At 68.3% G+C, this 21,849-nt stretch carries 25 protein-coding genes; 15 read left to right on the top strand and 10 right to left on the bottom strand.

The window, feature by feature from the left end; all coding sequences use genetic code 11:
• Window positions 1–56: 56 nt before the first annotated feature.
• From EEB18_RS10380 to EEB18_RS10360, 5 genes are all read left to right on the top strand, one after another.
• Window positions 57–1,139, top strand: a complete 1,083-nt coding sequence (locus EEB18_RS10380) for a type III polyketide synthase (RefSeq protein WP_410468128.1) — start codon at window positions 57–59, stop codon at window positions 1,137–1,139.
• Window positions 1,136–1,849, top strand: a complete 714-nt coding sequence (locus EEB18_RS10375) for a methyltransferase domain-containing protein (protein ID WP_262408201.1) — start codon at window positions 1,136–1,138, stop codon at window positions 1,847–1,849. Before EEB18_RS10380 ends, EEB18_RS10375 begins: the two co-directional genes overlap by 4 nt.
• Window positions 1,846–2,934: an NAD(P)/FAD-dependent oxidoreductase gene (locus EEB18_RS10370; RefSeq protein WP_262408200.1), complete on the top strand. Its 1,089-nt coding sequence runs from the start codon at window positions 1,846–1,848 to the stop codon at window positions 2,932–2,934. The genes EEB18_RS10375 and EEB18_RS10370 overlap by 4 nt, the downstream gene beginning before the upstream one ends.
• Window positions 2,935–3,026: 92 nt before the next feature.
• Window positions 3,027–3,434 (top strand): peptide-methionine (R)-S-oxide reductase MsrB, encoded by a 408-nt coding sequence (gene msrB, locus EEB18_RS10365; protein ID WP_056341775.1) that lies wholly within the window; start codon window positions 3,027–3,029, stop codon window positions 3,432–3,434.
• A 71-nt stretch (window positions 3,435–3,505) separates the two neighbouring features.
• Window positions 3,506–5,695 (top strand): transglycosylase domain-containing protein, encoded by a 2,190-nt coding sequence (locus EEB18_RS10360; RefSeq protein ID WP_187139303.1) that lies wholly within the window; start codon window positions 3,506–3,508, stop codon window positions 5,693–5,695.
• 62 nt (window positions 5,696–5,757) lie between these two features.
• Here EEB18_RS10360 and EEB18_RS10355 read toward each other — a convergent pair whose 3' ends face one another.
• Genes EEB18_RS10355 through EEB18_RS10345 form a run of 3 tightly spaced genes read right to left on the bottom strand, consistent with a single transcriptional unit; the run spans window position 5,758 to window position 7,560 of the window.
• Complete coding sequence (locus tag EEB18_RS10355) at window positions 5,758–6,498, bottom strand: M48 family metallopeptidase (protein WP_262408199.1); 741 nt, start codon at window positions 6,496–6,498, stop codon at window positions 5,758–5,760.
• Window positions 6,479–6,925, bottom strand: a complete 447-nt coding sequence (locus EEB18_RS10350) for a YcgN family cysteine cluster protein (protein ID WP_187139304.1) — start codon at window positions 6,923–6,925, stop codon at window positions 6,479–6,481. Before EEB18_RS10350 ends, EEB18_RS10355 begins: the two co-directional genes overlap by 20 nt.
• Window positions 6,913–7,560 (bottom strand): SCO family protein, encoded by a 648-nt coding sequence (locus EEB18_RS10345; RefSeq protein ID WP_187139305.1) that lies wholly within the window; start codon window positions 7,558–7,560, stop codon window positions 6,913–6,915. Before EEB18_RS10345 ends, EEB18_RS10350 begins: the two co-directional genes overlap by 13 nt.
• A 95-nt stretch (window positions 7,561–7,655) precedes the next feature.
• On the opposite strand from EEB18_RS10345, the gene EEB18_RS10340 reads away from it, so the two are divergent.
• The 4 genes from EEB18_RS10340 (at window position 7,656) to EEB18_RS10325 (ending at window position 10,709) form a co-directional block, all read left to right on the top strand.
• Complete coding sequence (locus EEB18_RS10340) at window positions 7,656–8,276, top strand: ankyrin repeat domain-containing protein (RefSeq protein WP_187139306.1); 621 nt, start codon at window positions 7,656–7,658, stop codon at window positions 8,274–8,276.
• Between the two features lie 66 nt (window positions 8,277–8,342).
• Window positions 8,343–9,620, top strand: coding sequence for a 3,4-dihydroxy-2-butanone-4-phosphate synthase (gene ribB, locus EEB18_RS10335; RefSeq protein WP_187139307.1), 1,278 nt, complete (start codon window positions 8,343–8,345; stop codon window positions 9,618–9,620).
• Window positions 9,620–10,045 (top strand): 6,7-dimethyl-8-ribityllumazine synthase, encoded by a 426-nt coding sequence (gene ribH, locus EEB18_RS10330; protein ID WP_056341762.1) that lies wholly within the window; start codon window positions 9,620–9,622, stop codon window positions 10,043–10,045. Before ribB ends, ribH begins: the two co-directional genes overlap by 1 nt.
• The gene (locus tag EEB18_RS10325; protein WP_187139308.1) at window positions 10,038–10,709 is read left to right on the top strand and encodes a hypothetical protein; all 672 of its coding nucleotides are present in this window, start codon (window positions 10,038–10,040) and stop codon (window positions 10,707–10,709) included. The genes ribH and EEB18_RS10325 overlap by 8 nt, the downstream gene beginning before the upstream one ends.
• 49 nt (window positions 10,710–10,758) lie before the next feature.
• Here the strand turns inward: EEB18_RS10325 and EEB18_RS10320 are convergent, their stop codons facing one another.
• Window positions 10,759–11,844 (bottom strand): alkene reductase, encoded by a 1,086-nt coding sequence (locus EEB18_RS10320; RefSeq protein WP_187139309.1) that lies wholly within the window; start codon window positions 11,842–11,844, stop codon window positions 10,759–10,761.
• A gap of 142 nt (window positions 11,845–11,986) precedes the next feature.
• On the opposite strand from EEB18_RS10320, the gene EEB18_RS10315 reads away from it, so the two are divergent.
• The 6 genes from EEB18_RS10315 to EEB18_RS10290 are packed head-to-tail and all read left to right on the top strand — an operon-like array spanning window position 11,987 to window position 16,793.
• The gene (locus tag EEB18_RS10315; RefSeq protein ID WP_262408198.1) at window positions 11,987–12,874 is read left to right on the top strand and encodes a DMT family transporter; all 888 of its coding nucleotides are present in this window, start codon (window positions 11,987–11,989) and stop codon (window positions 12,872–12,874) included.
• Window positions 12,874–13,545 (top strand): COQ9 family protein, encoded by a 672-nt coding sequence (locus EEB18_RS10310; RefSeq protein WP_187139311.1) that lies wholly within the window; start codon window positions 12,874–12,876, stop codon window positions 13,543–13,545. The genes EEB18_RS10315 and EEB18_RS10310 overlap by 1 nt, the downstream gene beginning before the upstream one ends.
• 41 nt (window positions 13,546–13,586) lie before the next feature.
• Window positions 13,587–13,853, top strand: coding sequence for a ferrous iron transport protein A (locus EEB18_RS10305; protein WP_187139312.1), 267 nt, complete (start codon window positions 13,587–13,589; stop codon window positions 13,851–13,853).
• A complete protein-coding gene (locus EEB18_RS10300; protein ID WP_187139313.1) occupies window positions 13,850–15,715 on the top strand; it encodes a ferrous iron transporter B in 1,866 nt (621 codons plus the stop codon). Before EEB18_RS10305 ends, EEB18_RS10300 begins: the two co-directional genes overlap by 4 nt.
• A gap of 32 nt (window positions 15,716–15,747) precedes the next feature.
• Window positions 15,748–16,311 carry a single-stranded DNA-binding protein gene (ssb, locus tag EEB18_RS10295; protein ID WP_187139314.1) on the top strand — a complete coding sequence of 188 codons (564 nt, stop codon included), beginning with the start codon at window positions 15,748–15,750 and terminating at the stop codon, window positions 16,309–16,311.
• Between the two features lie 11 nt (window positions 16,312–16,322).
• Window positions 16,323–16,793 (top strand): MmcB family DNA repair protein, encoded by a 471-nt coding sequence (locus EEB18_RS10290; RefSeq protein WP_187139315.1) that lies wholly within the window; start codon window positions 16,323–16,325, stop codon window positions 16,791–16,793.
• Here the strand turns inward: EEB18_RS10290 and EEB18_RS10285 are convergent.
• The 6 genes from EEB18_RS10285 to EEB18_RS10260 form a co-directional block, all read right to left on the bottom strand.
• Window positions 16,790–17,080: a hypothetical protein gene (locus EEB18_RS10285; protein ID WP_187139316.1), complete on the bottom strand. Its 291-nt coding sequence runs from the start codon at window positions 17,078–17,080 to the stop codon at window positions 16,790–16,792. The two genes, EEB18_RS10290 and EEB18_RS10285, sit on opposite strands and share 4 nt — an antisense overlap.
• A gap of 62 nt (window positions 17,081–17,142) precedes the next feature.
• Window positions 17,143–17,769: a riboflavin synthase gene (locus tag EEB18_RS10280; RefSeq protein ID WP_187139317.1), complete on the bottom strand. Its 627-nt coding sequence runs from the start codon at window positions 17,767–17,769 to the stop codon at window positions 17,143–17,145.
• 5 nt (window positions 17,770–17,774) lie between these two features.
• A complete protein-coding gene (gene ribD, locus EEB18_RS10275; RefSeq protein ID WP_187139333.1) occupies window positions 17,775–18,722 on the bottom strand; it encodes a bifunctional diaminohydroxyphosphoribosylaminopyrimidine deaminase/5-amino-6-(5-phosphoribosylamino)uracil reductase RibD in 948 nt (315 codons plus the stop codon).
• A gap of 32 nt (window positions 18,723–18,754) precedes the next feature.
• Complete coding sequence (locus EEB18_RS10270) at window positions 18,755–19,255, bottom strand: hypothetical protein (RefSeq protein ID WP_262408195.1); 501 nt, start codon at window positions 19,253–19,255, stop codon at window positions 18,755–18,757.
• Window positions 19,256–19,536: 281 nt separating this feature from the next.
• Complete coding sequence (locus EEB18_RS10265) at window positions 19,537–19,992, bottom strand: acyl-CoA thioesterase (protein ID WP_187141765.1); 456 nt, start codon at window positions 19,990–19,992, stop codon at window positions 19,537–19,539.
• A gap of 2 nt (window positions 19,993–19,994) precedes the next feature.
• Window positions 19,995–21,821, bottom strand: a complete 1,827-nt coding sequence (locus EEB18_RS10260; RefSeq protein WP_187141764.1) for an aminopeptidase P family protein — start codon at window positions 21,819–21,821, stop codon at window positions 19,995–19,997.
• Window positions 21,822–21,849: the final 28 nt, after the last annotated feature.

Genomic DNA, 21,849 nt, shown 5'->3' with positions numbered 1-21,849 from the left:
CGTGGTAAAGCCGCGCGGGCGCTAATCCGCTGGCCTGCCCCCCGCTTTTGCTCCACATGAACGCCATGACGATGAAGCCGCCGACCGCCTGGCTCAACGCGCTTTCCACCGCGACGCCTGATCATGACATCCACAAAGCCTTCATCGATTGGGCGGCCCCGCGGCTGGCCGACGAACGGGTGCGCGCGATCTTTGCGCGGATGGCGGGACGGTCGGGGATCGATCATCGCTGGTCGGTGCTGCCGCCGACCGCCGGCGGCGGATCGCCGGTGGCGCCGGGCGGATTTTACGATGTACCGGGATTGCCGCCGACCTCGGCACGGATGGCCGCTTATGCCAAGCATGCGCCCGAGCTGGCGCTGACCGCCATCGCGGGCTTGGGCGACGCCTTCGAACTGGCGCGGGTCACGCATCTGGTGGTCGCGAGCTGCACCGGTTTCGTCGCCCCGGGGATCGACCAGATCGTCGCGCGGCGGCTGGGGCTGGCGGCGACGGTCGAGCGGGTGCTGATCGGTTTCATGGGGTGCTACGCCGGAGTCACAGCGCTGCGGAGCGCGCGGCATATCGTGCGGTCGGAGCCGGATGCGGTGGTGCTGGTGGTGAGCGTCGAGCTTTCGACACTCCACCTCAGCCTCGCCGACCAGCCCGAGCCCCTGCTCGCGATGCTGCAGTTCAGCGACGGCGCCGCGGCGGGGATCGTGTCGAGCGAAGCCGAAGGATTGCAACTTGGCGAGGGCCGCAGCCTGGCGCTCGAGGACAGCGCCGAGTTGATCCGCTGGGACATCGGCGACAAGGGATTCGCGATGCAATTGTCGGGCGAGGTCCCGGGACGGCTGCGCGCGGCGCTAGGCGAACCCGGGGTGCAGGTGCAATTGTTCGGCGACGGCGCCCCGCCGCCGCTTCTCGCGGTCCATGCTGGCGGTCGCTCGGTGCTCGACGCGGTCGAGGCGGCGCTGCACGTCCCCGCCGATGCGCTGGCCGACAGCCGCGCGGTGCTCGGCGCGTGGGGCAATATGTCGTCGGCGACGATCTTGTTCGTGCTCGCGCGGATGATGGCGCGGCAGGCGAAGGGCGAGGGCATCGCGATCGCCTTCGGCCCCGGGCTCGCCGCCGAAGCGATCCGCTTCACCGCATCATGAACCCCTTCACCAGCCTTCGCACGCCGATCGAGGCCGAGGAGGAGATGGACGCGGTCGAGCTGGCGCCCGAACGCTATGCGAAGGTGCTGCGCGACCTGTCGCGAATCAATGCGCTGACGCTGGCGGCGCGCCCGACGCTGGGTTTTTTGGAGCGGGTGCGGTCGCGCCGCGTGGACACGAAGCCGTGGCGCATCCTCGACGTCGGGTTCGGCGCCGGCGACATGCTGGCGCGGATCGCGCGCTGGGGCGAGCGGCGCGGGGTGGCGCTCGACCTCGTTGGGGTTGACCTCAACCCGAAGAGCGAGGCCGTCGCCGAGGCGCGGCTCGGCGGCCGCGCGCGCTTCGTCACCGGCGATTATCGCGATCTGGCGGGCGACGGGTGGGACATCATCGTGTCGAGCTTGGTAACCCATCATATGACGCCCGGGCAGCGCACCGAATTTTTGCGCTTCATGGAAGGGGAGGCAGCGCGCGGCTGGCTGGTCAATGACCTCCACCGCCAGCGGCTGCCCTTCGCCGGCTATCCGCTGCTCGCGGCGCTGGCGCGGGTCGATCCGATCGTGCGGCGCGACGGGCAGCTGTCGGTCGGGCGCAGTTTCCGACGCGGCGAGTGGGCGGCGATGCTGGCCGAGGCGCTGCCCGATACCGCGGACCAATGCAGCATCTTCAGGAGCTTTCCCTATCGGCTGTGCGTCGAGCGGGTGCGGTGACCGCTCCCGACGCGCTGGTCATCGGCGCCGGGCCGGCGGGGGCGAGCGCGGCGATCGGGCTGGCGCGCGCGGGCGCGAAGACGGTTCTACTCGAGCGAAGCCGCGAGACCGGCGACGCGCTGTGCGGCGGGTTTTTGAGCTGGCAGTCGCTGGCCCGGCTGGCGGCGCTGGGGATCGATGCCGCCATGCTCGGCGGACAGGTCGTGCGCCGGGTGCGGCTGTTCGCGGGCGCGCGGTCGAGCGAGACGATGCTGCCCGAGGCGGCGACGGGGGTATCGCGGTTGCGGCTCGATTCGGTCTTGCAGGCGGCGGCGGTGGCGGCGGGCGCCGGGCTGGAGCGCGGGGTGCATGCGACGGCGCTGGAGGGCAGCGCGGTGCAGACGCGCGACGGCGCTGACCTGGCGGCACCGTCGGTCTTCCTCGCGGCGGGCAAGCACGGGTTTCGCGGCTTTCCGCGCGAGCCGGCGGCGTGGCAGCGGGAGGACCCGGTGATCGGGCTGCGGCTGCGCATGCCGCAGGCCGCCGCGCTCGACCGGCTGGTCGGCGACGCGGTCGAACTGCACCTGTTTGACCGCGGCTATGCCGGGCTGGTGCGGCAGGAGGATGGCAGCGCCAACCTGTGCCTCGCGGTCCACAAGTCGCGGCTGGGCGGCGCCCCCGAAGCGCTGCTGCGCCGACTCGGCGACGAGCATCCGCGGCTCGGCGAAAGGCTCGCCTTTGCCGACTGGTCGCGCGGCATCGATGCGATCGGGCATGTGCCTTATGGCTGGCGCGACGGCGTCACGACGCCGGGACTGTTCCGCCTGGGCGATCAGGCGGGGGTGATCCCGAGCCTGGCGGGCGAGGGCATGGGGATCGCGCTGGCGAGCGCCGAGGCCGCGGTGACGGCATGGCGGCACGGCGCGGCCGGCGCGGCGCCGGGCTTCCAGCGCGCGCTCGCCGCCCGGATGACACGGCCCTTTGCGCTGGCGAACCTCATCTGGCGGCTCGGCGAAAATCCCCGGACGGCGAGCCCCCTTACGGCCTGTGCCGCGGCCGCCCCTTGGCTCGTTCGCCTCACGTCCCGGGCCACCCGGCTCGGCTGAGGGAAAAGATTCGCGCAGCCCACATTCGGCCCGAAGCCCTTGCAGCCGCCCGTATCCAGTCCGATATTGGCGGCAACGAAGGAGATCATCCGATGACCGATCCCAAGACGACCAAGCCGCTCGACCCGATGGCGCATCATGTGCTGCGCGAGGGCGGCACCGAGCGCGCCTTTACCGGCCGATATACCGACCATAAGGGCGACGGCGTCTATCGCTGCGCCGGGTGCGGCGAACCTTTGTTCGACAGCAAGACCAAGTTCGACAGCGGATCGGGCTGGCCCAGCTATACCGCGCCCGCCGAGGGCGGTGCGGTGCAGGAACTGACCGATACCAGCCATGGCATGGTCCGCACCGAGGTGCGCTGCGCCAAATGCGAAGGCCATCTGGGTCACGTGTTTCCCGACGGCCCCGGACCAACCGGACTCAGATACTGCATCAACAGCGCGGCGCTTGACTTCGCGGGTCGCGGGCAGGATGACGCCAAGACCGACGCGGGTTGACGGGCCAACCCTCGATGCGGACCATTATGGGCTGACGCGATCAGGGACGCGGCGAGGGAAGGAAATCGGCTTTGCGCCGCGAAAGACAGCAGGCTTCGTCAGGGAAATCGTCGGGTAGCGCCAAATCGGGCGGGTCGCCTTCGAAGGGTGAGCCGCCACGCTGGCGCGTCTGGCTGCGGCGCGCCTTCCGCTGGGGGCTCGGCCTCGCGCTCGTCGGCGCGGTCGCGCTCGCGGTAGCGGTCGGCATCGCGGTGCAGCGCATCCCGAGCTTTGAGGAGCTCAAGAAATCGCCCGCCGGCCAGACGATCCGTGTGCACGCCGCCGACGGCACCGTTTTCCTGTCGCTCGGTCCCAACTACGGCCGCTGGATGACGCTCAGCGAAACGCCGCGGGTGATGCAGGACGCGATGGTCGCGGTCGAGGACCGGCGCTTTCGCTATCATCCCGGGGTCGATCCGGTCGGCATGACCCGCGCCGCGGTCGTCGCGGTGCAGAACCGCGGCAGCGGCCGGCGCCTGCAGGGCGCGTCGACGATCACCCAGCAGCTCGCGCGTAATGTCTTTCTGTCGAACAGCTATACCTGGACGCGCAAGCTGCGCGAGATGGTCCTGTCGATGGCGCTCGAATGGAAGTTCTCGAAGGACGAGATCCTCGAGCTTTACCTGAACAAGGTCTATTTCGGCGGCGGCAGTTACGGCATCGACGCCGCGTCGCGTCGCTTTTTCGGGCATAGCGCGACGCAGATGTCGCTGTCCGAGGCGGCGGTGGTCGCCGGGCTGGTCAAGGCGCCGTCGCGCTATTCGCCGACCGCCGATGCCAGCGCCGCGCTCGGCCGCGCCGGTGTGGTGCTGGAGGTCATGGTCGACGCCGGGGTGATCACCCAGTCGCAGGCCGACAGCGCCAAACCTGCCGACGTCCAGATGGCGCAGGAGACCGGGCAGAACAGCGCGCGCTATTTCAGCGACTGGGCGCTGCCGCAGCTCGACATGCTGATCGACGAGGGCAGCGAGGCGATCGACGTCTATACCACAATCGACTTGGGCATGCAGCGCGCGGCGACCGCGGCGATCCAGGCCAATGTGCCGGGCGGCGCGCAGGGTGCGCTGGTGTCGATCGACCGCGACGGCGCGGTGCGCGCGATGGTCGGCGGCACCGACTATGTCGCGTCGAACTATAACCGCGCGACGCAGGCGGTGCGCCAGCCGGGATCGGCGTGGAAGGTGTTCGTCTATATGGCCGCGCTCGAGGCCGGCTATAAGGTCAACGACGAGGTGGTCGACGAACCGGTGACGATCCGCGGCTGGAGCCCACGCAACTCGTCGGGCCGCTTTTCGGGCGCGATGGACCTGCGCAGCGCCTTTGCCTATTCGGTCAACACCGTCGCCGCGAAGCTGGGCGACGAGGTCGGCACCTCTTCGGTCGCCAACATGGCGCGCCGGTTCGGCATTTCGACCCCGATCAACACCCAGCCGTCGATGGTGCTCGGCACCTCCGACGTGCGCGTGATCGACATGACCGCCGCCTTTGCCGCGATCTCGCGCAAGGGCGTGTCGGCGGCGCCCTATGGCATCACCAAGGTCACCACCGCCGACGGGCGATTGCTGTATCAGCGCGCCGCGGAGCGCGGCACGGTGCTGGTCGACAATTGGGTCGCGGCCGGAATCACCGACCTGATGCAGACCGCGGTCGCCACGGGCACCGGGCGCGCAGCGCAGATCGGCCGTCCGGTCGCGGGCAAGACCGGCACGACGTCGAGCAACAAGGACGGCTGGTTCCTCGGTTTCTCGAGCGGGCTGACCACCGGCGTGTGGATGGGGCGCGACGATGCGAAAGCCGTCGGCGGGCTGCAGGGTGGGCGCGCGCCCGCCAAGGCTTTTGCCGATTTCATGCGCGTCGCGGTGGCCCGGCGTCCGGTCGAAGCCTTCGACACCGAGGTCAAATTGCCCGAATGGCAGCTTGAGGACGAGGAGGACGCCTATCTGGGCGAGCCTGGCGAAGGCGGACTGGTCGACGACAACGGCATGCCGATCGAACTGCCCTATGACAGCCGTCCCCCGGCGAATCCCGATGGTAGCAACCCGCCGGCCCAGACGCCCGAGGATGCGCCGGTCCTCGACCAGCGCTGGCTCGACGAGCAGACGGGGCGCACCGATCCGGCGCCCAGGACGCCGCCGCCACCCGCGAACAAGGCACTGCCGCCTGCGGTCAAAAGCTCGACGGTGCGCGTCCCGCCGCGGGAGGGCGGCAATCCGGGGAATTAGGCCCCTTCCTCACGGCTGAAGCAATCCCCCTCGACACGAACGGCAGTTTTGGTCGCCGCGCGCTAGCCGAAGCGGTAGCGGTGCAGCCCGCGGCCCTCGCGGCGTAGCCAGGCGCGCGCCGCGGCGACGTCGCCGTCGTGCAGTGCGTCGACGAGCGCGTGAAAGGCGCGGCCATGATCCATGTGGCGAAGATGCGCGACCTCGTGCGCGACGGTCGCGCGGCGGACATGGTCGGGCGCCATCACCAGCCGCCAGCTGTAGCGCAGGTCGCCGGTCGCGGTGCAGCTGCCCCAGCGACTGCGCGGGTCGCCGACCCCGATGCGCCCGATGTCGAGGCCGGCGCGCGCCGCGATGGTGCGGCTTTCGGCGGCCATCAGGTCGAGCGCCTGCGCCTTCAGCCAGCGTTCGACGCGACGGCCGACGCTGTCGGCGGGGCCGCCGAGCATCAGGACATCGCCGTCGAGCCGCACCGCGCGCGGCAGGGCGGCGTCCCACAGGATCCGCCGTTCGACACCGAAGAGCGGTACATGCGCGCCGGGGCCGATGTCGACCGGGACCACCGCCTTGCCAACCTGTTCGGCGAGCCAGTCCTGCTGCTCGCTCGCCCAGCGCAGCGCCTTGGCGGCGCTGCCGCGGCGCGGCAGGGTCAGACGCAGTTCGGCGCGCGCGGCGTCGAAGACGAGGCGGTAGCGGCGCGAGCGGGCGTGGTGGACGAGGCGCACCGGCCAGGCATCGTCGCCGACGAAAATCTGCGGCGCCTCGGCCGCCGGCGGGGCCGCGCGCTTAAACAATGCGTTCGACAAGGTGATTTTCCAGCGGCCCGGCGACCTGTTCGCCGACCGTCCAGCCGACGATCGACTGGCCGGCGCGGTGCACCGCGTCGCGATCGCCGGAGACCAGATAGTGCCATTCGGGCAAGGGGCGGTCCTCGGCGCGCAGGCGATAGGCACAGCTTTGCGGCAGCCATTCAATGCTCTCGAGCTTAGCTTTGGTGAGTGTCAGGCAATCGGGCACATGGCGGCGGCGATGCTTGTAATCGCCGCAGCGCGCGGTTTGCAGGTCGAGCAGGCGGCACGCGACATTGGTCGGATAGATGCGGCCGGTGTCCTCATCCTCGACCTTGTGCAGGCAGCATTTGCCGCAGCCGTCGCACAGGGCTTCCCACTCGCCGGCGTCGAGGCTGGCGAGTGGGGCTTCCCAGAAGTTCTCGCGCGCGGTCACTTCACCCATTTCGCAAGGTCGGCGGCGACCTTGTCGGGGGCGCCCTCATCGCTGTCGGTCGAGGGGTCGTCAAGCGGCAGCAGCGCGAGCGGCTTGCCTGCGGGGTCCATCAGGAAGGCGAGCTGGGTGTGCGCCATCAGATAGCGGTCGGGGGCCGAGCCCTCGACCTTGTGATAGCTGACTACATAAGCCTTCGCGACGGCAGCAATCTGTTCGGGGGTGCCCGTGAGCCCCAGCAGACGCGGGTGATAGCGCGAGACGAACGGCTTCAGCGCGGCGGGGGTGTCGCGCGCGGGGTCGATCGTGACGAACATCGGCACGATCTTAGCGCCGCGCGCCGGGTCCGCCTTTTCGAATTGCGACAGGCCGAGCATCAATTTCTGGATATCGACCGGGCAGATGTCGGGGCAGAAGCTGTAGCCGAAATAGACGAGGCGATATTTGCCGGCGAAATCGCTGTCGCTGACCGTCTTGCCATTCTGGTCGGTGAGGGTGAGGGGGCCGCCGATCCGCGCGCCTTCGAGCGGGGGCCTGGCGTCGGGCGCCGGAGCGGCGGGACCGTTGCACGCCGCAAGCGTCGCCGCCGACAGCAGGAGCAGGCTTGCACGAAGCGCCTTTTGGCCCATATTCAGCTTATTCATCATCGGGCCAGCCTTGCTGGGCTAGGCGCCGAAAATCAACCTTTGTCGTCGCCTGCCGGGAAACGGGCGCGGCAGCCGCTACCCGAGGTCATCATATCATGGTTCGTCGCGCCGCTCTCCGTTTCGCCTCCCTGTCGCTCGCCGCCGCGCTCGTCGCGCTCGCCGTCGCGCCCACCGCGCAGGCGCAGTTTCGCGGCGGCTATGCCTTTCTTCAGGCGGTCGACAGCCGCGACGGGACCAAGGCGACCGACGCGCTGAAGGACGACGACACGCTGATCAACACCCGGCATCCCGACACCGGCGAGACCGCGCTGATCATCGTCACCAAGCGCCGCGACATCATCTGGGTGCGCTTCATGCTCGACAAAAAGGCGAACCCCGAAATCGGCGACAAACAGGGTATGACCCCGCTGATGCACGCCGCGCTGATGAATTTCGCCGAAGCGGGCGAAGAGCTGCTCAACGCCAAGGCGCCGGTCGATCAGACGAACCGCCGCGGCGAAACCGCGCTGATCCTGGCGGTTCAGGCCAAAAACGCCGCGATGATACGCCTCCTGATCAAGCGCGGCGCGAATCCCGACCGGGCCGATCATGTCGCGGGCATGTCGGCGCGCGACTATGCCAAGCGCGACGATCGCAGCGGCCAGCTGCTCGCGCTGCTCGACGCCAAAAGTGACAAGCCGTTGCGCGACAATGGCGCGGTGTTCGGTCCCAACTGAGCCACCCACTCCGCGCAATGTGATGTTTGGATTTGCAATCACATCATGATGTGATATTTGCGCGGCATGTCTACGCAACTCATCGAGCGCATCCGCGCCATCGTCGATGACGGCGCCATGTCCCGCTCGGGCCTTGCGCGCGCCGCCGGTCTCCATGCCAACAGCCTGCGCGACCTCGATTCGCCCGGCTGGAACCCGACCGCCGACACGCTGCGCAAGCTCGAAACCTGGCTCGCGCACGGCAGCGACCTGTCGCCGATGGCGACCCCCGAGGAAATCATCGCCGAGGCGCGCAACGGGCGGATGTTCATCCTGGTCGACGACGAGGACCGCGAAAATGAGGGCGATCTGGTCATCCCGGCGCAGATGGCGACCCCCGACGCGGTCAATTTCATGGCGACGCACGGCCGTGGGCTGATCTGCCTGACGCTGACGAAATCGCGCGTCGACCAGCTCGGGCTCGAACTGATGAGCCGCCAGAACGGCACGCGGCACGAAACCGCCTTCACCACCTCGATCGAGGCGCGCGAGGGCGTCACCACCGGCATTTCGGCCGCCGACCGCGCGCGCACCGTGTCGGTCGCGATCGACGCGGGCAAGAGCCGCGACGATATCGTCACCCCCGGCCATGTCTTTCCGCTGATCGCGCGCGACGGCGGCGTGCTTGTCCGCGCCGGCCATACCGAGGCGTCGGTCGACATCGCGCGGCTCGCGGGACTCAACCCGTCGGGGGTGATCTGCGAGATCATGAACGACGACGGGTCGATGGCGCGGCTCGACGACCTGGTGCCCTTCGCGCGGCGCCACGGACTCAAGATCGGGACGATCGCCGACCTGATCGCCTATCGCCATCGCAACGACCGGCTGGTCGAATGCGTCTCCGATGACCCGTTCGAATCGGATTATGGCGGCGAGTGGCGGCTCAAATCCTATCGCAACAAGATCGACGGCAGCATCAACATGGTGCTGCAGAAGGGCGCGATCGACCCCGAGGGCGTGACCCTGGTGCGCATGCATCCGGTGTCGCTGCTCGACGACCTGATGGGCCGCCCCGGCGCGCGCAAGCGCCGTCTGCAGCGTTCGATGGATGCGATCGGCGAGGCCGGCGGCGGGGTGATCGTGATGTTGATGCGGCCGCTGCCCGGATCGGCCGAGGCCGACGCGACGCCGCCGCCGGCGGGCGGAATGGACCTGCGCACCTACGGCATCGGCGCGCAGATACTGGCGGACCTTGGCGTCCATGCGATGGAATTGCTGACGCCGTCGCACAATAATCTCGTCGGGCTGGAGGGCTATGGCCTGTCGGTCGTCGGTGAACGCTCGATCCCCGGGGAGGCCGCATAATGGCGCATGTATTGATCGTCGAAGCCCGTTTCTACAGCCACCTCAACGACATGCTGCTCGATGGCGTGCGCAGCGCGCTCGATGCCGAGGGGCATAGCCATGATACGGTGACGGTGCCCGGTGCGCTCGAGATTCCCGCGGCGATCTCGCTCGGCGCCGACAGCGGGCGCTATGACGCCTTTGTCGCGCTCGGCGTCGTGATCCGCGGCGAAACCTATCATTTCGAGGTGGTGTCGAACGAGAGCGCGCGCGGGGTGATGGCGCTGACCCTCGATGGCCTTGCAGTCGGCAATGGCATCCTCACCGTCGAAAATGAAGAACAGGCGCTTGCGCGCGCCGACAAGACGCGCAAGGATAAGGGCGGCGAGGCGGCGAAGGCCGCGATCGCCATGCTGGCCCTAAAGGAACAATTCGGCATTGGTTGATCGCCCACCCCCCAGCCGATATTCCGTCGTCGAACGCGGCGGGCGGCTGGTGGTGATCGACACGCAGACCGGCCAGACGCCGCCAACCGCCGCCGAGCGCATGGACAATCATGACCGCGCTTTGGGGGTCGAGCCGATCCGCCCCGCGCGCACCAGCACCGCCCCCGACCTGTCGGCCGCGGCGCGCGCCGAATCGGGGCTCAGCGCACGGCCCGCCCCGGTGCAGCAGACCCCGAAACCCGCGCCGGCGAAGCCCGCGGCCGATCCCGGCAAGGCGCGGATGGCGGCGAAGGCCGCCGAAAGGCAGAGCCGGCCGTGGACCCAAGGCTCCCACGACCGTCCGGCGCTAAAGACCGACGCCGCGCCCGCGCGCATTCCCCAACGCCCGGCACCACCCGCACGCGGGCGCAAGACGATCGTCACCGGCAAATGGTGGGACAGCAAGGGACCGCGCACGATCGAACTGGGACCCAAGGGTCAGCAGACGCTGAGCGGCGGTTTCGTGACGCTGTTTTTCGTCGTGCTGATCGCGGCGATGGTGGTGATGTTCATCGAACCGATCATCCTGTTCGTCGGGGCGTTCGTGCTGTTCCGCTTCGGCGGCAGCGTCCTCGGTCCGATCGGCGCCGGGATCGTCGACAAGGCGCTGGCCGAGCGGAATTAGCCGAAAAAATCCTCCCCATCGCTCCGCGACAGGGAGGATATTAGTCCGCTTATGCCGGCTGCAACGCCGGATAGTCGATATAGCCCTCGGGTCCCGGCGCGTACCAGGTCTGCGGATTGTCGGCCGACCATTCGGCCCCGGCGCGGATCCGTTCGACGAGGTCGGGGTTGCCGATGAACGGACGCCCGAAGGCGATCGCGTCGGCGACTCCGCTGGCGAGCGCCGCTTCGGCGAGCGCAACGTTGTAATCGCTGTTGAGGATCAGCGGTCCCTTGAACGCGGCGCGGATCGCGGGCGACTGCTTCGGCACGTCGGTGTTGCCGAAGGTGCCGTCGGGGCCGGGTTCGCGCAATTCGAGGAAACCGATACCGAGCGCGTCGAGCGCCGACGCGGCCGCAGTGAACAGCGGCGCGGGATTGCTGTCGTCGACACCCTGCGAATTGCCGTTCGGCGACAGGCGGACCGATACGCGGTCGGCGCCCCAGACGCCGGCCAGCGCTTCGGTGACTTCGCGGAGCAGGCGGATGCGGTTTTCGACCGAGCCGCCATAATCGTCGTCGCGCAAATTGCTGTTGTCGCGCAGGAACTGGTCGATCAGATAGCCGTTGGCGCCGTGGAGCTGGACCCCGTCGAAACCGGCCTTTTTGGCATTCTCCGCCGCCTTGGCATAATCGGCGATCAGGCGCGGAATCTCGCCGAGTTCGAGCGGCCGCGCGACCTCGAGGTCGCGGCGGCCGACTGGGGTATGCGCGCGGCCTTCGCCCTGCGTCGCCGAGGCCGAAACCGGCGGCTTGCCGTCGTTGAACACCGAATGGACGAGGCGGCCCATGTGCCAGAGCTGCGCGACGATGCGCCCGCCGGCTTCGTGGACGGCGTCGGTCACCGGCTTCCAGCCTTCGACCTGCGCATCGGTCCACAGGCCCGGCGCCGCCGGCCAGCCCAGGCCTTCCTGCGAAATGCCCGTCGCTTCCGAAATGATCAGACCCGCCGACGCACGCTGGCGATAATATTCGAGCGCGAGCTCGTTCGGCACAAAACCGGGACCGGCGCGGCCGCGGGTGAGCGGCGCCATGATGATGCGGTTCGGCGCCTCGATGGCGCCCAGCTTGATCGGATCGAGCAGCGATGCGGACATGGAATTCTCCTGGATATCTTTGGGGACATCTTTTTTTCGAGCGACGCCCCCCGGGGCCGTCGCTATGGGCTGCGAAGCTATGGACGGACGCCCGCCCACGCAAGCATTGGTAGCAAAAGAAAATCTAAAGGCGAAACAAGCGGTGAGCGACGAGGGTGCAGCAACAGGGGCCGGACGCTGGGCCTTCGCCGCGCTGCTGGCGGGCAATATCGCGCTGTCGATCGGCGCGATGCTCGTCCGTCTCGCCGACACCGGGCCGACCGCCTCGGCCTTCTGGCGCATGACGCTGGCCGCGCCGGTCCTGCTGTTTTTCGCCTGGCGCGAGACCGGCGGGCGGCTGCCGCCGCGCTCCGCGATCCTGATCGCCGCTGCCGCGGGCATCTTCTTCGCTTTCGACCTCGCCGCCTGGCACATCGGCATCCTGCAGACCAAGGTCGCCAACGCGACGCTGTTCGGCAATTGCGCCAGCCTGTTGCTGGTGATCTGGGGGATTTTCCTGACCCGCACCCTGCCGCGCGGGTGGCAGGCGCTGGCGATCGCCCTCGCCTTCGCGGGATCGGCGCTGCTGATGGGGCAAAGTTACGAACTGTCGCCCGACTATCTGGTCGGCGACCTGCTCAGCCTGCTCGCGGGCGTGCTCTACACGGGTTACGTCATCCTGATGCAGCGGGTGCGCGGCACCCTCGCGCCGTGGACCGCGCTGGCGATCGCGTCGGCGGTGTGCGTGCCGATCCTGCTGACGACCGCGTTCGCGCTCGGCGAGACGATCCTTCCGCAAAACTGGACCCCGCTGATCCTGCTCGCGCTGACCAGCCAGATTATCGGCCAGGGGCTGATGATCTGGTCGCTGCCGCGTTTCTCGCCGCTCGTCATCGGGCTGACCCTGCTGATCCAGCCGGCGATCGCCGCGCTCGCGGGGTGGCTGGCGTTCGGCGAGCTGTTGGGGCCCGTCGATCTGCTCGGCGGCGTGATGGTCGGGGCGGCGCTGGTGTTGATAAGGTTGCCGAGCCGCGGCGCGCGGCCTATCTGATGGCCATGGCCTCGATCCTGCCCGACGACCCCACCCTCGAAGAGATTCGCGCCGCGCTGGCGCCGCTGATCGCGCAGAGCGCCGCCTTCGACGGGTTCGGCGATGCGGCGCTCGTCGACGCCGCATCGCGCGTGCGCATCGATATCGACGTCGCGCGACTCGCCTTTCCGGGCGGCGGGCGCGACATGGTCGACGCCTGGTTCGCCGATATCGACGCGCGGATGGCGGCAAAATGGCCCGCCGAGACCCTCGCGGCGCTGAAGATTCGCGAGCGGATCACCACCCTGGTCGAAACGCGGATCGACCTGCTCGCGCCGAATCGCGAAGCGCTGCGCCGCGCGCTGGCGCTGCTCGCGCTGCCGACCAATGTGCCGTTCGCGGCCAAGCTCGGCTGGCGCGCCGCCGACCTGATGTGGCGGCTCGCGGGCGATACCGCGACCGATTATAATCACTACAGCAAGCGTGCGATCCTCGGCAGCGTCTATGGCGCGACGATGGCGGTGTTCCTGAACGACGAGAGCGACGGCCACGCCGACACCCGCGCTTTCCTGTCGCGGCGGATCGACCAGGTGATGCGCTTCGAAGGCTGGAAGCACCGCCGCGCCGCGAGCAAGATCGAACGCCCCAGCCTGGCGCGCTTTGTCGGGCGGCTGCGCTATCCGGGGCGATAAATAGCTGGCGCTTCGTTGTTGGTATTGATAATCGCTCGCAAATGACTGCTTTGCTCGATAGCGCGCCGCTGGGCGTCGCGGTGCGGATCGCCGGGATCGACTGGACTGCCATGTCCGAGGACGAAGGCCGCCGCCTGCGCGAATTCGGATTGATGGAAGGCGTCGAGGTCACCCCGCTCCACCGTGGCAGCCTCTTCTCGCGCGATCCGCTCGCGCTGTCGGTCGGACGCATGCGGGTGATCATCCGCGCGCGGCAGGCGGCGATGATCGTGGTCGAAGCGGTCGAGAGCGAGCCCAAAGTCGCATGACCGGCCCGATCCCCACCATCGCGCTGGTCGGCAATCCCAATGCCGGAAAATCGAGCCTGTTCAACGCGCTGACCGGCGCGCGGCAGAAGATCGCCAATTATCCGGGGGTTACCGTCGAGCGCAAGGCAGGCCATGCGAGCTTCGCCGACGGCCGGCCGCTATCGCTGATCGACCTGCCCGGCAGTTACAGCCTGTCCCCCGCGAGCCCCGACGAAGCGGTGACGCGCGACGTGATCCTTGGGCGTCAGGATGGCGAGCGCCAGCCCGATGCGCTGATCGTCGTGCTCGACGCCGCGAACCTAGACAATCATCTCTGCTTCGCGCTCGAACTGATCGCGCTCGGCCTGCCGACAGTGGTCGCGCTCAACATGCTCGACCTTGCGACACGCGACGGCCTCACCCTCGACCCCGAACGATTGGCACGGGAACTGGGCGTGCCGGTGGTCCCGACGGTCGCGGTGCGCAAGCGCGGCATGGCCGATTTGCTCACCGCAGTCGACGAAACGATCCGGGCAGCGGGCCCGGTCGCGCCGATCTCTCGGGTCCCGACTCCAAGCGATGCCGCGTTGCACAGTCGCGCGCGCGCGATTTCGCGCGCCGCGACCCTGTCCGAAACCCCGGTGCGTCGCTGGACCGCACGCGTCGACGCGGTGGTGCTGCATCCGGTGGCAGGCTTCGCCATCCTGCTCGCGCTGATGTTCATCATGTTCCAGGCGGTCTATGCCGCCGCCGAGGCACCCGCCGACTTCCTCGAAGGCGGGATCGGCGTGCTTCAGCAATGGGTGGTCGCGACCTTCCCCGAAAACTTCCTGCGCGACCTGGTCGTCGAGGGACTGCTTGCCGGCGTCGGCGCGGTCATCGTCTTCCTGCCGCAGATCCTGATCCTGTTCCTGTTCATCCTGCTGCTCGAAGCGTCGGGCTATATGACCCGCGCCGCCTTTCTGATGGACGGGTTGATGGCCAAGGTCGGATTGTCGGGGCGCGGCTTCATTCCGCTGCTGTCGAGCTTCGCTTGTGCGGTACCCGGCATCATGGCGACGCGCGCGATCCCCGACGAGAAGGACCGGCTGACGACGATATTGATCGCGCCGCTGATGACCTGTTCGGCGCGCCTTCCCGTCTATGCGTTGATCATCGCCGCCTTCATCCCCAACCGCACGATCGGCGGCTCGCCGGTGGGGCTTCAGGGGCTGGTGCTCTTCGGCCTCTATCTGTCGGGAATCCTCGGCGCCCTCGTCGTCGCCTATGTCCTGCGGCGTACTGTCGCAAAAGGTCGCCCGGCGGGCTTCATGATGGAAATGCCGCGATACCAGATGCCGCAGTGGCGCGACGTCGCGCTCGGCCTGTGGCAGCGCGCGTGGATCTTCCTGCGCCGCGCCGGCACGATCATCGCGATGACCACCGTCATCCTGTGGCTGCTGCTGACCTTCCCCAAGGCGCCGGTGGGCGAGAGCCAGGTCGAATATAGCGTCGCCGGCCGCATCGCGAGCGGCCTCGAGGTCGTCGTCGCGCCGATCGGGTTCAACCACGACATCGCGCTGGCGCTGATCCCCGCGATGGCGGCGCGCGAGGTCGCGGTGTCGGCGATGGCGACCGCCAATGCGATCGACGCCAATGGCGACGAGGATGCGATGGCCGAGACGCTGGGCGAACGATTGCAGGGCAAGTGGAGCCTCGCCACCGCGCTCGCTTTCCTCGCCTGGTTCGTGTTCGCACCGCAGTGCATTTCGACCATCGCGATCACCCGGCGCGAGACCAACGGGTGGAAATGGCCCATGTTCATGGTTGGCTATTTGTTCCTGCTGGCCTATGCCGCTGCCGGAATCACTTACTGGACAGCCGTCGCCTTTGGACTAGGCTGATCCTCCACATTTTCTAGCGGAGCGGAGCGGCAATGGCTGGCAGCGTCAACAAGGTAATTTTGATCGGCAACCTCGGCGCCGATCCCGAAATCAAGTCGTTCCAGAACGGCGGCAAGATCGCCAATATCCGCATCGCGACGTCGGAAAACTGGAAGGACCGGATGACCGGCGAGCGCAAGGAGCGCACCGAATGGCACAATGTCGTGATCAACGGCGAGGGGCTGGTCGGGGTGGTCGAGCGCTACCTGAAAAAGGGTTCGAAGGTTTATATCGAAGGGTCCTTGCGCACCCGCAAATGGCAGGACCGCGACGGTAACGACAAATATACGACCGAAGTCGTGATCGCCGGCATCGGCGGCGCGCTGACGATGCTCGACGGTGCGCCCGGCGGCGGCGGTGGCGGCGGCGGAGCCTCGCGCGGCGGCGGCGACTGGGGCGGCGATTCGGGCGGAAGCTCGGGCGGCGGCTGGAACCAGGGCGGCGGCGGATCGTCCGGCGGCAGCGCGGGCGGCGGTGGCGGCTTTGGCGGTGGTTCGGGCGGTGGCGGCGGACGCCCGCCGTTCGACGACGATCTGGACGACGACGTCCCCTTCTGAGCGCCTGACCCGTGGCGAGTGACCTGCTGATCGCCGCCGATGTCGCGCGCGGCGTATGCCGGTTGTTCGCGCAGCAGGGACTCGTCGCGATCCCCGAAGTGCCGCTGCCCAACGGGCGGCGCACCGATCTGACCGCGATCGACGCCAGGGGCCGGATCACCATCGTTGAGATCAAGGTCAGCCGCGCCGACCTGCATGGCGACGGCAAATGGCCCGACTATTGCGACTGGTGCGACCGCTTTTACTGGGCGCTGGCGGCGGGGCTCGACCCCGCGATCCTCGACACCCCCGACTATCGCCCCGCGACGTCGGGGCTGATCGTCGCCGACCGTTATGGCGCGGCGGTGGTGCGCGAGGCGGTCGGCTGCGACCTCGCCCCCGCGCGACGCAAGGCCGAACTGCTGCGCATCGGACGGCTGGCGATGCGGCGGTCGATGATCGCCAGCGATCCCGAACTCGCGGCGGGTTGGGGCGAGGGCTAGAGCGGCTCGCTGCGTTCGTAATAGACGGCCCAGACGAGGCCGGCGGCCGAAAAGCCGCCCCACAGCATCAGACCGACGATGAGCCCCGATCCGATCGACAATGGCATGGCGACGAGGACGAGGGCGAGCGCCGCCGACACCAGGGCAGCGCGCAGATAGTTTCGGCGCGGGCGCACCGTGCGTGTTTCGACATATTGGACCGCAAAGCCGAAGGCGACGAGGGTCGCGATGAGCGCGAGGGAAAAGACGTCGAAGCCCTGATTGAGCAGATGAAGAAGGGCAGCCAATGCGACGCCGCCCCAAATCCCCTGGCGAACGCGTGTCAGCGGCCGGGACGACTCGCCGCCGCTCATCCGCGCGCCTGCATCCGCGCCAGATAGCGCGCGAGGATATCGATCTCGAGGTTCACCGGGCGCCCGGCCGCGGCCTCGTCGAGCGTCGTCATCGCGCGGGTGTGCGGGATGATGTTGAGGGTGAAATGGGCGCTGCCGTCGGGCTGGTCGGTGACGTCGTTGACGGTCAGCGACACGCCCTCGACGGTGATCGAACCCTTGGCGGCGATATGCGGCGCGAGGCTGGCGGGGGCCGAGATGACGAGGCCCCAGCTGTCGCCGACCGGGGTGACCGAGACGATCTGTCCGACGGCGTCGACATGGCCGGTGACGATATGGCCGCCAAGTTCGTCGCCGACCTTCAACGCGCGTTCGAGGTTGAGCCGGCGGCCCGGCTCCCACATGCCCGGCGCGGTGCAGGCGATGGTTTCGGCGCTCGCGTCGATCGCGAACCAGCCGCCGGGGCCGTTGCTGTCGCTGTCGACGCCTTTATCGACAACGGTCAGGCACGCCCCAGAACAGGCGATCGAGGCGCCGAGGGCGATGCTGTCGATGTCGAAGACGGTGCCGATGATCAGCCGCGCGTCGCCGCGATCCTCGCGCGCGCGGACGGTGCCGATGTCGGTGATGATGCCGGTGAACATAAGGTCTAGGGTCCTTCTCTGACCCGCTCGTAGACGTCGAGCCGGTCGCTGCCAAGCAGGCGGCTGTCCACGAGGCGCCAGCGGCCGTGCGCATCGGCGAGGTCGGTGAGGCCGATGTCGCCGAGCGCGGCTTTGCCGCCGCCGATCAGGATCGGGGCGCGGTAGAGCAGCAGCCGGTCGACGCGGTCGGCGGCGAGGAAGGCCGAGGCGGCGCCGGCGCCGCCCTCGACGAGCAGCGAATCGACCCCCGCGACCGATCCGGGCGAAGCGACCGCGGTCCAGCCGGCGGGCGCGGCGCCACTTGTGAGAAGGAAACACTGCGGGCTGCGCGATTCGAGTCCCGAAAGGCGGACGTCGAGTTTGGGCGAATCGGCTTCGAAGGTGCCGCGCCCGACGAGAATGCCCGCGTGCCGCGCGCGTTCGAGATGGCCGTGGGCGCGGGCGCGTGCGCCGGTGATCCAGCGGCTCGCCCCGTCAGCGCGCGCGATGCAGCCGTCGAGCGAGGTCGCGAGCTTGAGCGTGACGAACGGGCGGTCCTGCGCCTGCCGCGTCCACCACGGCGCCATCGCGATGCGCGCTTCGGTCGCCATCACATCGACGACGACAGAAAGACCCGCGTCCCGCAGCCGCGCGATACCCTTGCCATTGGTGCGCGAATCGGGGTCCTGCGCCGCGATCACCACCCGCGCCACCCCGGCGGCGATCAGCGCATCGGTGCAGCAGGGTCCGCGCGGGCTGGCATGGGCGCAGGGTTCGAGGCTGACATAGGCGGTCGCGCCGCGCGCCGCGTCGCCCGCAGCAGCCAGCGCGATCGCCTCGGCATGCGGACGGCCACCCGCCTGGGTCCAGCCGCGCCCGACGACGCGGCCGTCGTTGACCAGGATACACCCGACGTTGGGATTGGGCGCCGCGGCCGGGCGCCCGCGCAGCGACAGCGCGATCGCCGCCGCCATCCAGTCGGCATCGGCGGGCGGGCGGCGCATGCCTAGCGGGCGGTCGGAGCGGGGGTGGCGGAGGGGGCCGGCGCAGCCGGCGCCGCCTTCGGACCGCGCGCGGCGCGTTCGGCGAGGGTCGAATGTTTCGGCGGTTCGGGCGCCTTCACGACGGTGTCGGCTTCGGCGCCCAGCGTTTCGCGCGTTTCCTTGTCGGCCTCGCTCGAATCATAGTCGACCCCCATCCGGTCGGCGAGCTTCTGATATTCGGCGCGGCGTATGGCATTGGCGCGGTTCACATCCTTGGCGCGTTCGATCCAGCCGGCATTGACTTCGTCCGTGCTGCGTCCCGCGGTCCAGTTTTCGAAATAGATGATCTGCGCCTTGGGCTCTTCGGTGCGGACGATATTGGTGGCGATGCCGTAAAAGACCGCCAGCGTCACCGCAATCGTCGCGGTCCAGAACGCCCAGCGGTGCGGACGCGGGGCGCGGATATAGTGCCAGAAGTCGGAGACGCCGCCGCGCACGTCCCAATTGTTCATCATCACTCTCATCGCGCCAATTTAGGATAGGTGCGCGCATTTTGCGAGAGGATAGCGATTGCGGCGGTTTTTCAGCCGGTCCGGCGCCCACCGGTGTCACGATTGCAAAAAATGCAATAGCGGATGCTCATTTCGCAGTTGCAACATTTTTTGTGCGCTGCAATATGAGCATGCCTTTTAGGCATCCTCTCCCAAAACTTTCACGGGCCACCTTCGGGTGGCCCTTTTTTTTGGTTTGCGCCCGCGGCCGTCACGGCGACGCATTTGCGTCGTTGATAACGCTAACGAACCAATCAGGCCTGTACGGGCATGCGTTTCTCGAACCGGCGGACTTCGGCGATAAAGCTGCCCGGCAGCGCGGTGACGCCGCCGCTGTCGAGATCGATATGCGCATAGCTGATCTCGATATCGGTCAGCCGCTCCTCCCCGCGAAAGACACCGCAGTGCAGCGTGAAATTGTCGCGCCCGAATCGGCTGATTCGCGCCGCGATGGTGATCAGCTCGTCGAGTCGCGCCGGCGCGTGATAATCGATCTCGCAATGCACCTCGCGGATGTCGGTGCCATATTGATGGAAATAGGGGCCCGGCTGTCCTTCGCCGATGGCGCGGAAATATTCGGTCACCCCGATGTCGGCATAGACGAGATAATGGGCGTTGAAGACGATATTCTGCCCGTCGATTTCATTGAAGCGCACACGAACCGTTTCGTGGACGCGGAAATCGACGAGCGGAACCTGTTCGATGGCCATGGTCAGGCGGCAAGCGCAGCGGGGGCGCGGTCGAGCGGCGCGCACGCCGATTCGAGCCAGGCCCGGTCGCTATCGTCCATGCCCGGCGCGAGCTTTTCGAACACCTCGGCATGATAGGCATCGAGCCAGTCGGCCTCGGCCGGCGACAGCAGCGCGGTTTCGACGAGGTTCTGCGCGATCGGCGCAAAGGTGATCGTCTCGAACCCCAGCATATCCTCTTCGGCGCCGTCGATGCGCTGCGGCACGACGATGACCAGATTTTCGATGCGGATGCCGAAATGCCCGGCCTTGTAATAGCCGGGCTCGTTCGAGAGGATCATGCCGGCGTGCAAGGGTTCCTCGGTCCCCGCCTGCCCGCCCGACGGCTTGGCGATCCGCTGCGGGCCTTCGTGGACCGCGAGATAGGTGCCGACGCCGTGCCCGGTACCATGCGCATAATCGACCCCGTCGGCCCACAGATACTGCCGCGCGAGGATGTCGAGCTGGCTGCCACGCGTGCCCGTCGGGAAACGCGCCATGGCGAGCGCGATATGACCCTTGAGCACCTGGGTGAAGCGGCGGCGCATTTCGGCGGTCGGCGGGCCGATCGCGATCGTGCGCGTGATGTCGGTGGTGCCGTCGGCATATTGGCCGCCCGAATCGACCAGGTAGAGCGTGCCGGTCTCGATTCGGCGATTGGTGGTTTCGTCGACCTTGTAATGCGGCAGCGCGCCATTGGGGCCGGCCGCCGAGATGGTGTCGAAGCTCAGGTCGACGAGACCCCCGCCGGCCTCGCGGAAGTCGCGCAGCTTCGCCGCGGCGCCGAGTTCGTCGAGGCCGCCCTGCGGCGCGACATCTTCCATCCATTGCAGGAAGCGCGCGACCGCGACGCCGTCGCGGACATGCGCGGCGCGGGTGCCGTTCAATTCGACCTCATTCTTGATCGCCTTGGGCAGCACCGCGGGGTCGCGGTGGCGCGCGATCTTTGCCCCCGCCTTTTCGAGCGCGGTGAAGATTGCCGCGACCGCCGATCCGGGATCGACCGCGACCTTCCTGTCCTTGAGACCGGCAAGCGCCGCCTCGAACGCGTCGCGGTCGTGGATACGCACGCTGTTGCCGAGATGCGCGCGCACCGCGTCGGTGATCTTTTCGGGCGCGATGAACAGGTCGGCGGTCGCGTCGGCATGAAGCAGCGCGAAGGCGAGGCCGACCGGCGTGTGGCTGACGTCCTGCCCACGAATATTGAAGGTCCAGGCGATCGAATCCAGCGCGGTCATCACGCCGGTGTCGAGGCCCTTGTCCTTCAGCCAGTCGGCTATGCCCGAGCGCTTGTCGATCGCGCTCTGCCCCGCGAGCTTGACGTCGTGCACCGCGACGACGGCATCGCTCGGCGCGGGCTGGTCGTCCCACACCGCATCGATCGGGTTCGACGCGACCGCGACCAGTTCGACACCCTTGGCGGCCAGCGCCTTCGCCGTCGCATTGGCCCAGTCGATGCCGTGGAGCCACGGATCATAAGCGATCTTCTGCCCCGCGCTGACGTTCGCGCCGAGCCATTCGGCGACGCTCGATGCCGGCACGCCGACATAGTCGAACAAGGCGCCGTCGACCTGGTCGCGCACCTGCACGGTGTAGCGCCCGTCGATGAACACCGCGGCCCTGGCGGGCAGCACCGCCGCGGTCCCGGCCGAACCGCCGAAGCCGGTGAGCCAGGCCATGCGCTGGGCATAGGCGCCGACATATTCGCTCATATGCTCGTCGCTGATCGGCACGACAAAGCCGTCGAGACCGCGCGCGGCAAGTTCGGCGCGGACGCGGGCGAGTCGCTCTGCATGGACGGGGCTGGACATGGCGGCTTCCTTGTTCCTACATCGCGGT

This window comes from Sphingopyxis sp. OPL5 (genome assembly GCF_003797775.2).
GTDB lineage: Bacteria > Pseudomonadota > Alphaproteobacteria > Sphingomonadales > Sphingomonadaceae > Sphingopyxis.
Note: the sequence above shows the minus strand (reverse complement) of the source record. Positions and strands in the feature narration are given on the sequence as shown.

Coding starts and splice junctions, on each gene's coding strand:
- EEB18_RS10380 (WP_410468128.1), top strand. CDS start 57: ATGAACGCCATGACGATGAAGCCGCCGACCGCCTGGCTCAACGCGCTT.
- EEB18_RS10375 (WP_262408201.1), top strand. CDS start 1,136: ATGAACCCCTTCACCAGCCTTCGCACGCCGATCGAGGCCGAGGAGGAG.
- msrB (WP_056341775.1), top strand. CDS start 3,027: ATGACCGATCCCAAGACGACCAAGCCGCTCGACCCGATGGCGCATCAT.
- EEB18_RS10350 (WP_187139304.1), bottom strand. CDS start 6,925: ATGGGTGAAGTGACCGCGCGCGAGAACTTCTGGGAAGCCCCACTCGCC.
- EEB18_RS10345 (WP_187139305.1), bottom strand. CDS start 7,560: ATGATGAATAAGCTGAATATGGGCCAAAAGGCGCTTCGTGCAAGCCTG.
- EEB18_RS10340 (WP_187139306.1), top strand. CDS start 7,656: ATGGTTCGTCGCGCCGCTCTCCGTTTCGCCTCCCTGTCGCTCGCCGCC.
- ribB (WP_187139307.1), top strand. CDS start 8,343: ATGTCTACGCAACTCATCGAGCGCATCCGCGCCATCGTCGATGACGGC.
- ribH (WP_056341762.1), top strand. CDS start 9,620: ATGGCGCATGTATTGATCGTCGAAGCCCGTTTCTACAGCCACCTCAAC.
- EEB18_RS10320 (WP_187139309.1), bottom strand. CDS start 11,844: ATGTCCGCATCGCTGCTCGATCCGATCAAGCTGGGCGCCATCGAGGCG.
- EEB18_RS10310 (WP_187139311.1), top strand. CDS start 12,874: ATGGCCATGGCCTCGATCCTGCCCGACGACCCCACCCTCGAAGAGATT.
- EEB18_RS10305 (WP_187139312.1), top strand. CDS start 13,587: ATGACTGCTTTGCTCGATAGCGCGCCGCTGGGCGTCGCGGTGCGGATC.
- EEB18_RS10300 (WP_187139313.1), top strand. CDS start 13,850: ATGACCGGCCCGATCCCCACCATCGCGCTGGTCGGCAATCCCAATGCC.
- ssb (WP_187139314.1), top strand. CDS start 15,748: ATGGCTGGCAGCGTCAACAAGGTAATTTTGATCGGCAACCTCGGCGCC.
- EEB18_RS10280 (WP_187139317.1), bottom strand. CDS start 17,769: ATGTTCACCGGCATCATCACCGACATCGGCACCGTCCGCGCGCGCGAG.
- ribD (WP_187139333.1), bottom strand. CDS start 18,722: ATGGCGGCGGCGATCGCGCTGTCGCTGCGCGGGCGCCCGGCCGCGGCG.
- EEB18_RS10270 (WP_262408195.1), bottom strand. CDS start 19,255: ATGAGAGTGATGATGAACAATTGGGACGTGCGCGGCGGCGTCTCCGAC.
- EEB18_RS10265 (WP_187141765.1), bottom strand. CDS start 19,992: ATGGCCATCGAACAGGTTCCGCTCGTCGATTTCCGCGTCCACGAAACG.
- EEB18_RS10260 (WP_187141764.1), bottom strand. CDS start 21,821: ATGTCCAGCCCCGTCCATGCAGAGCGACTCGCCCGCGTCCGCGCCGAA.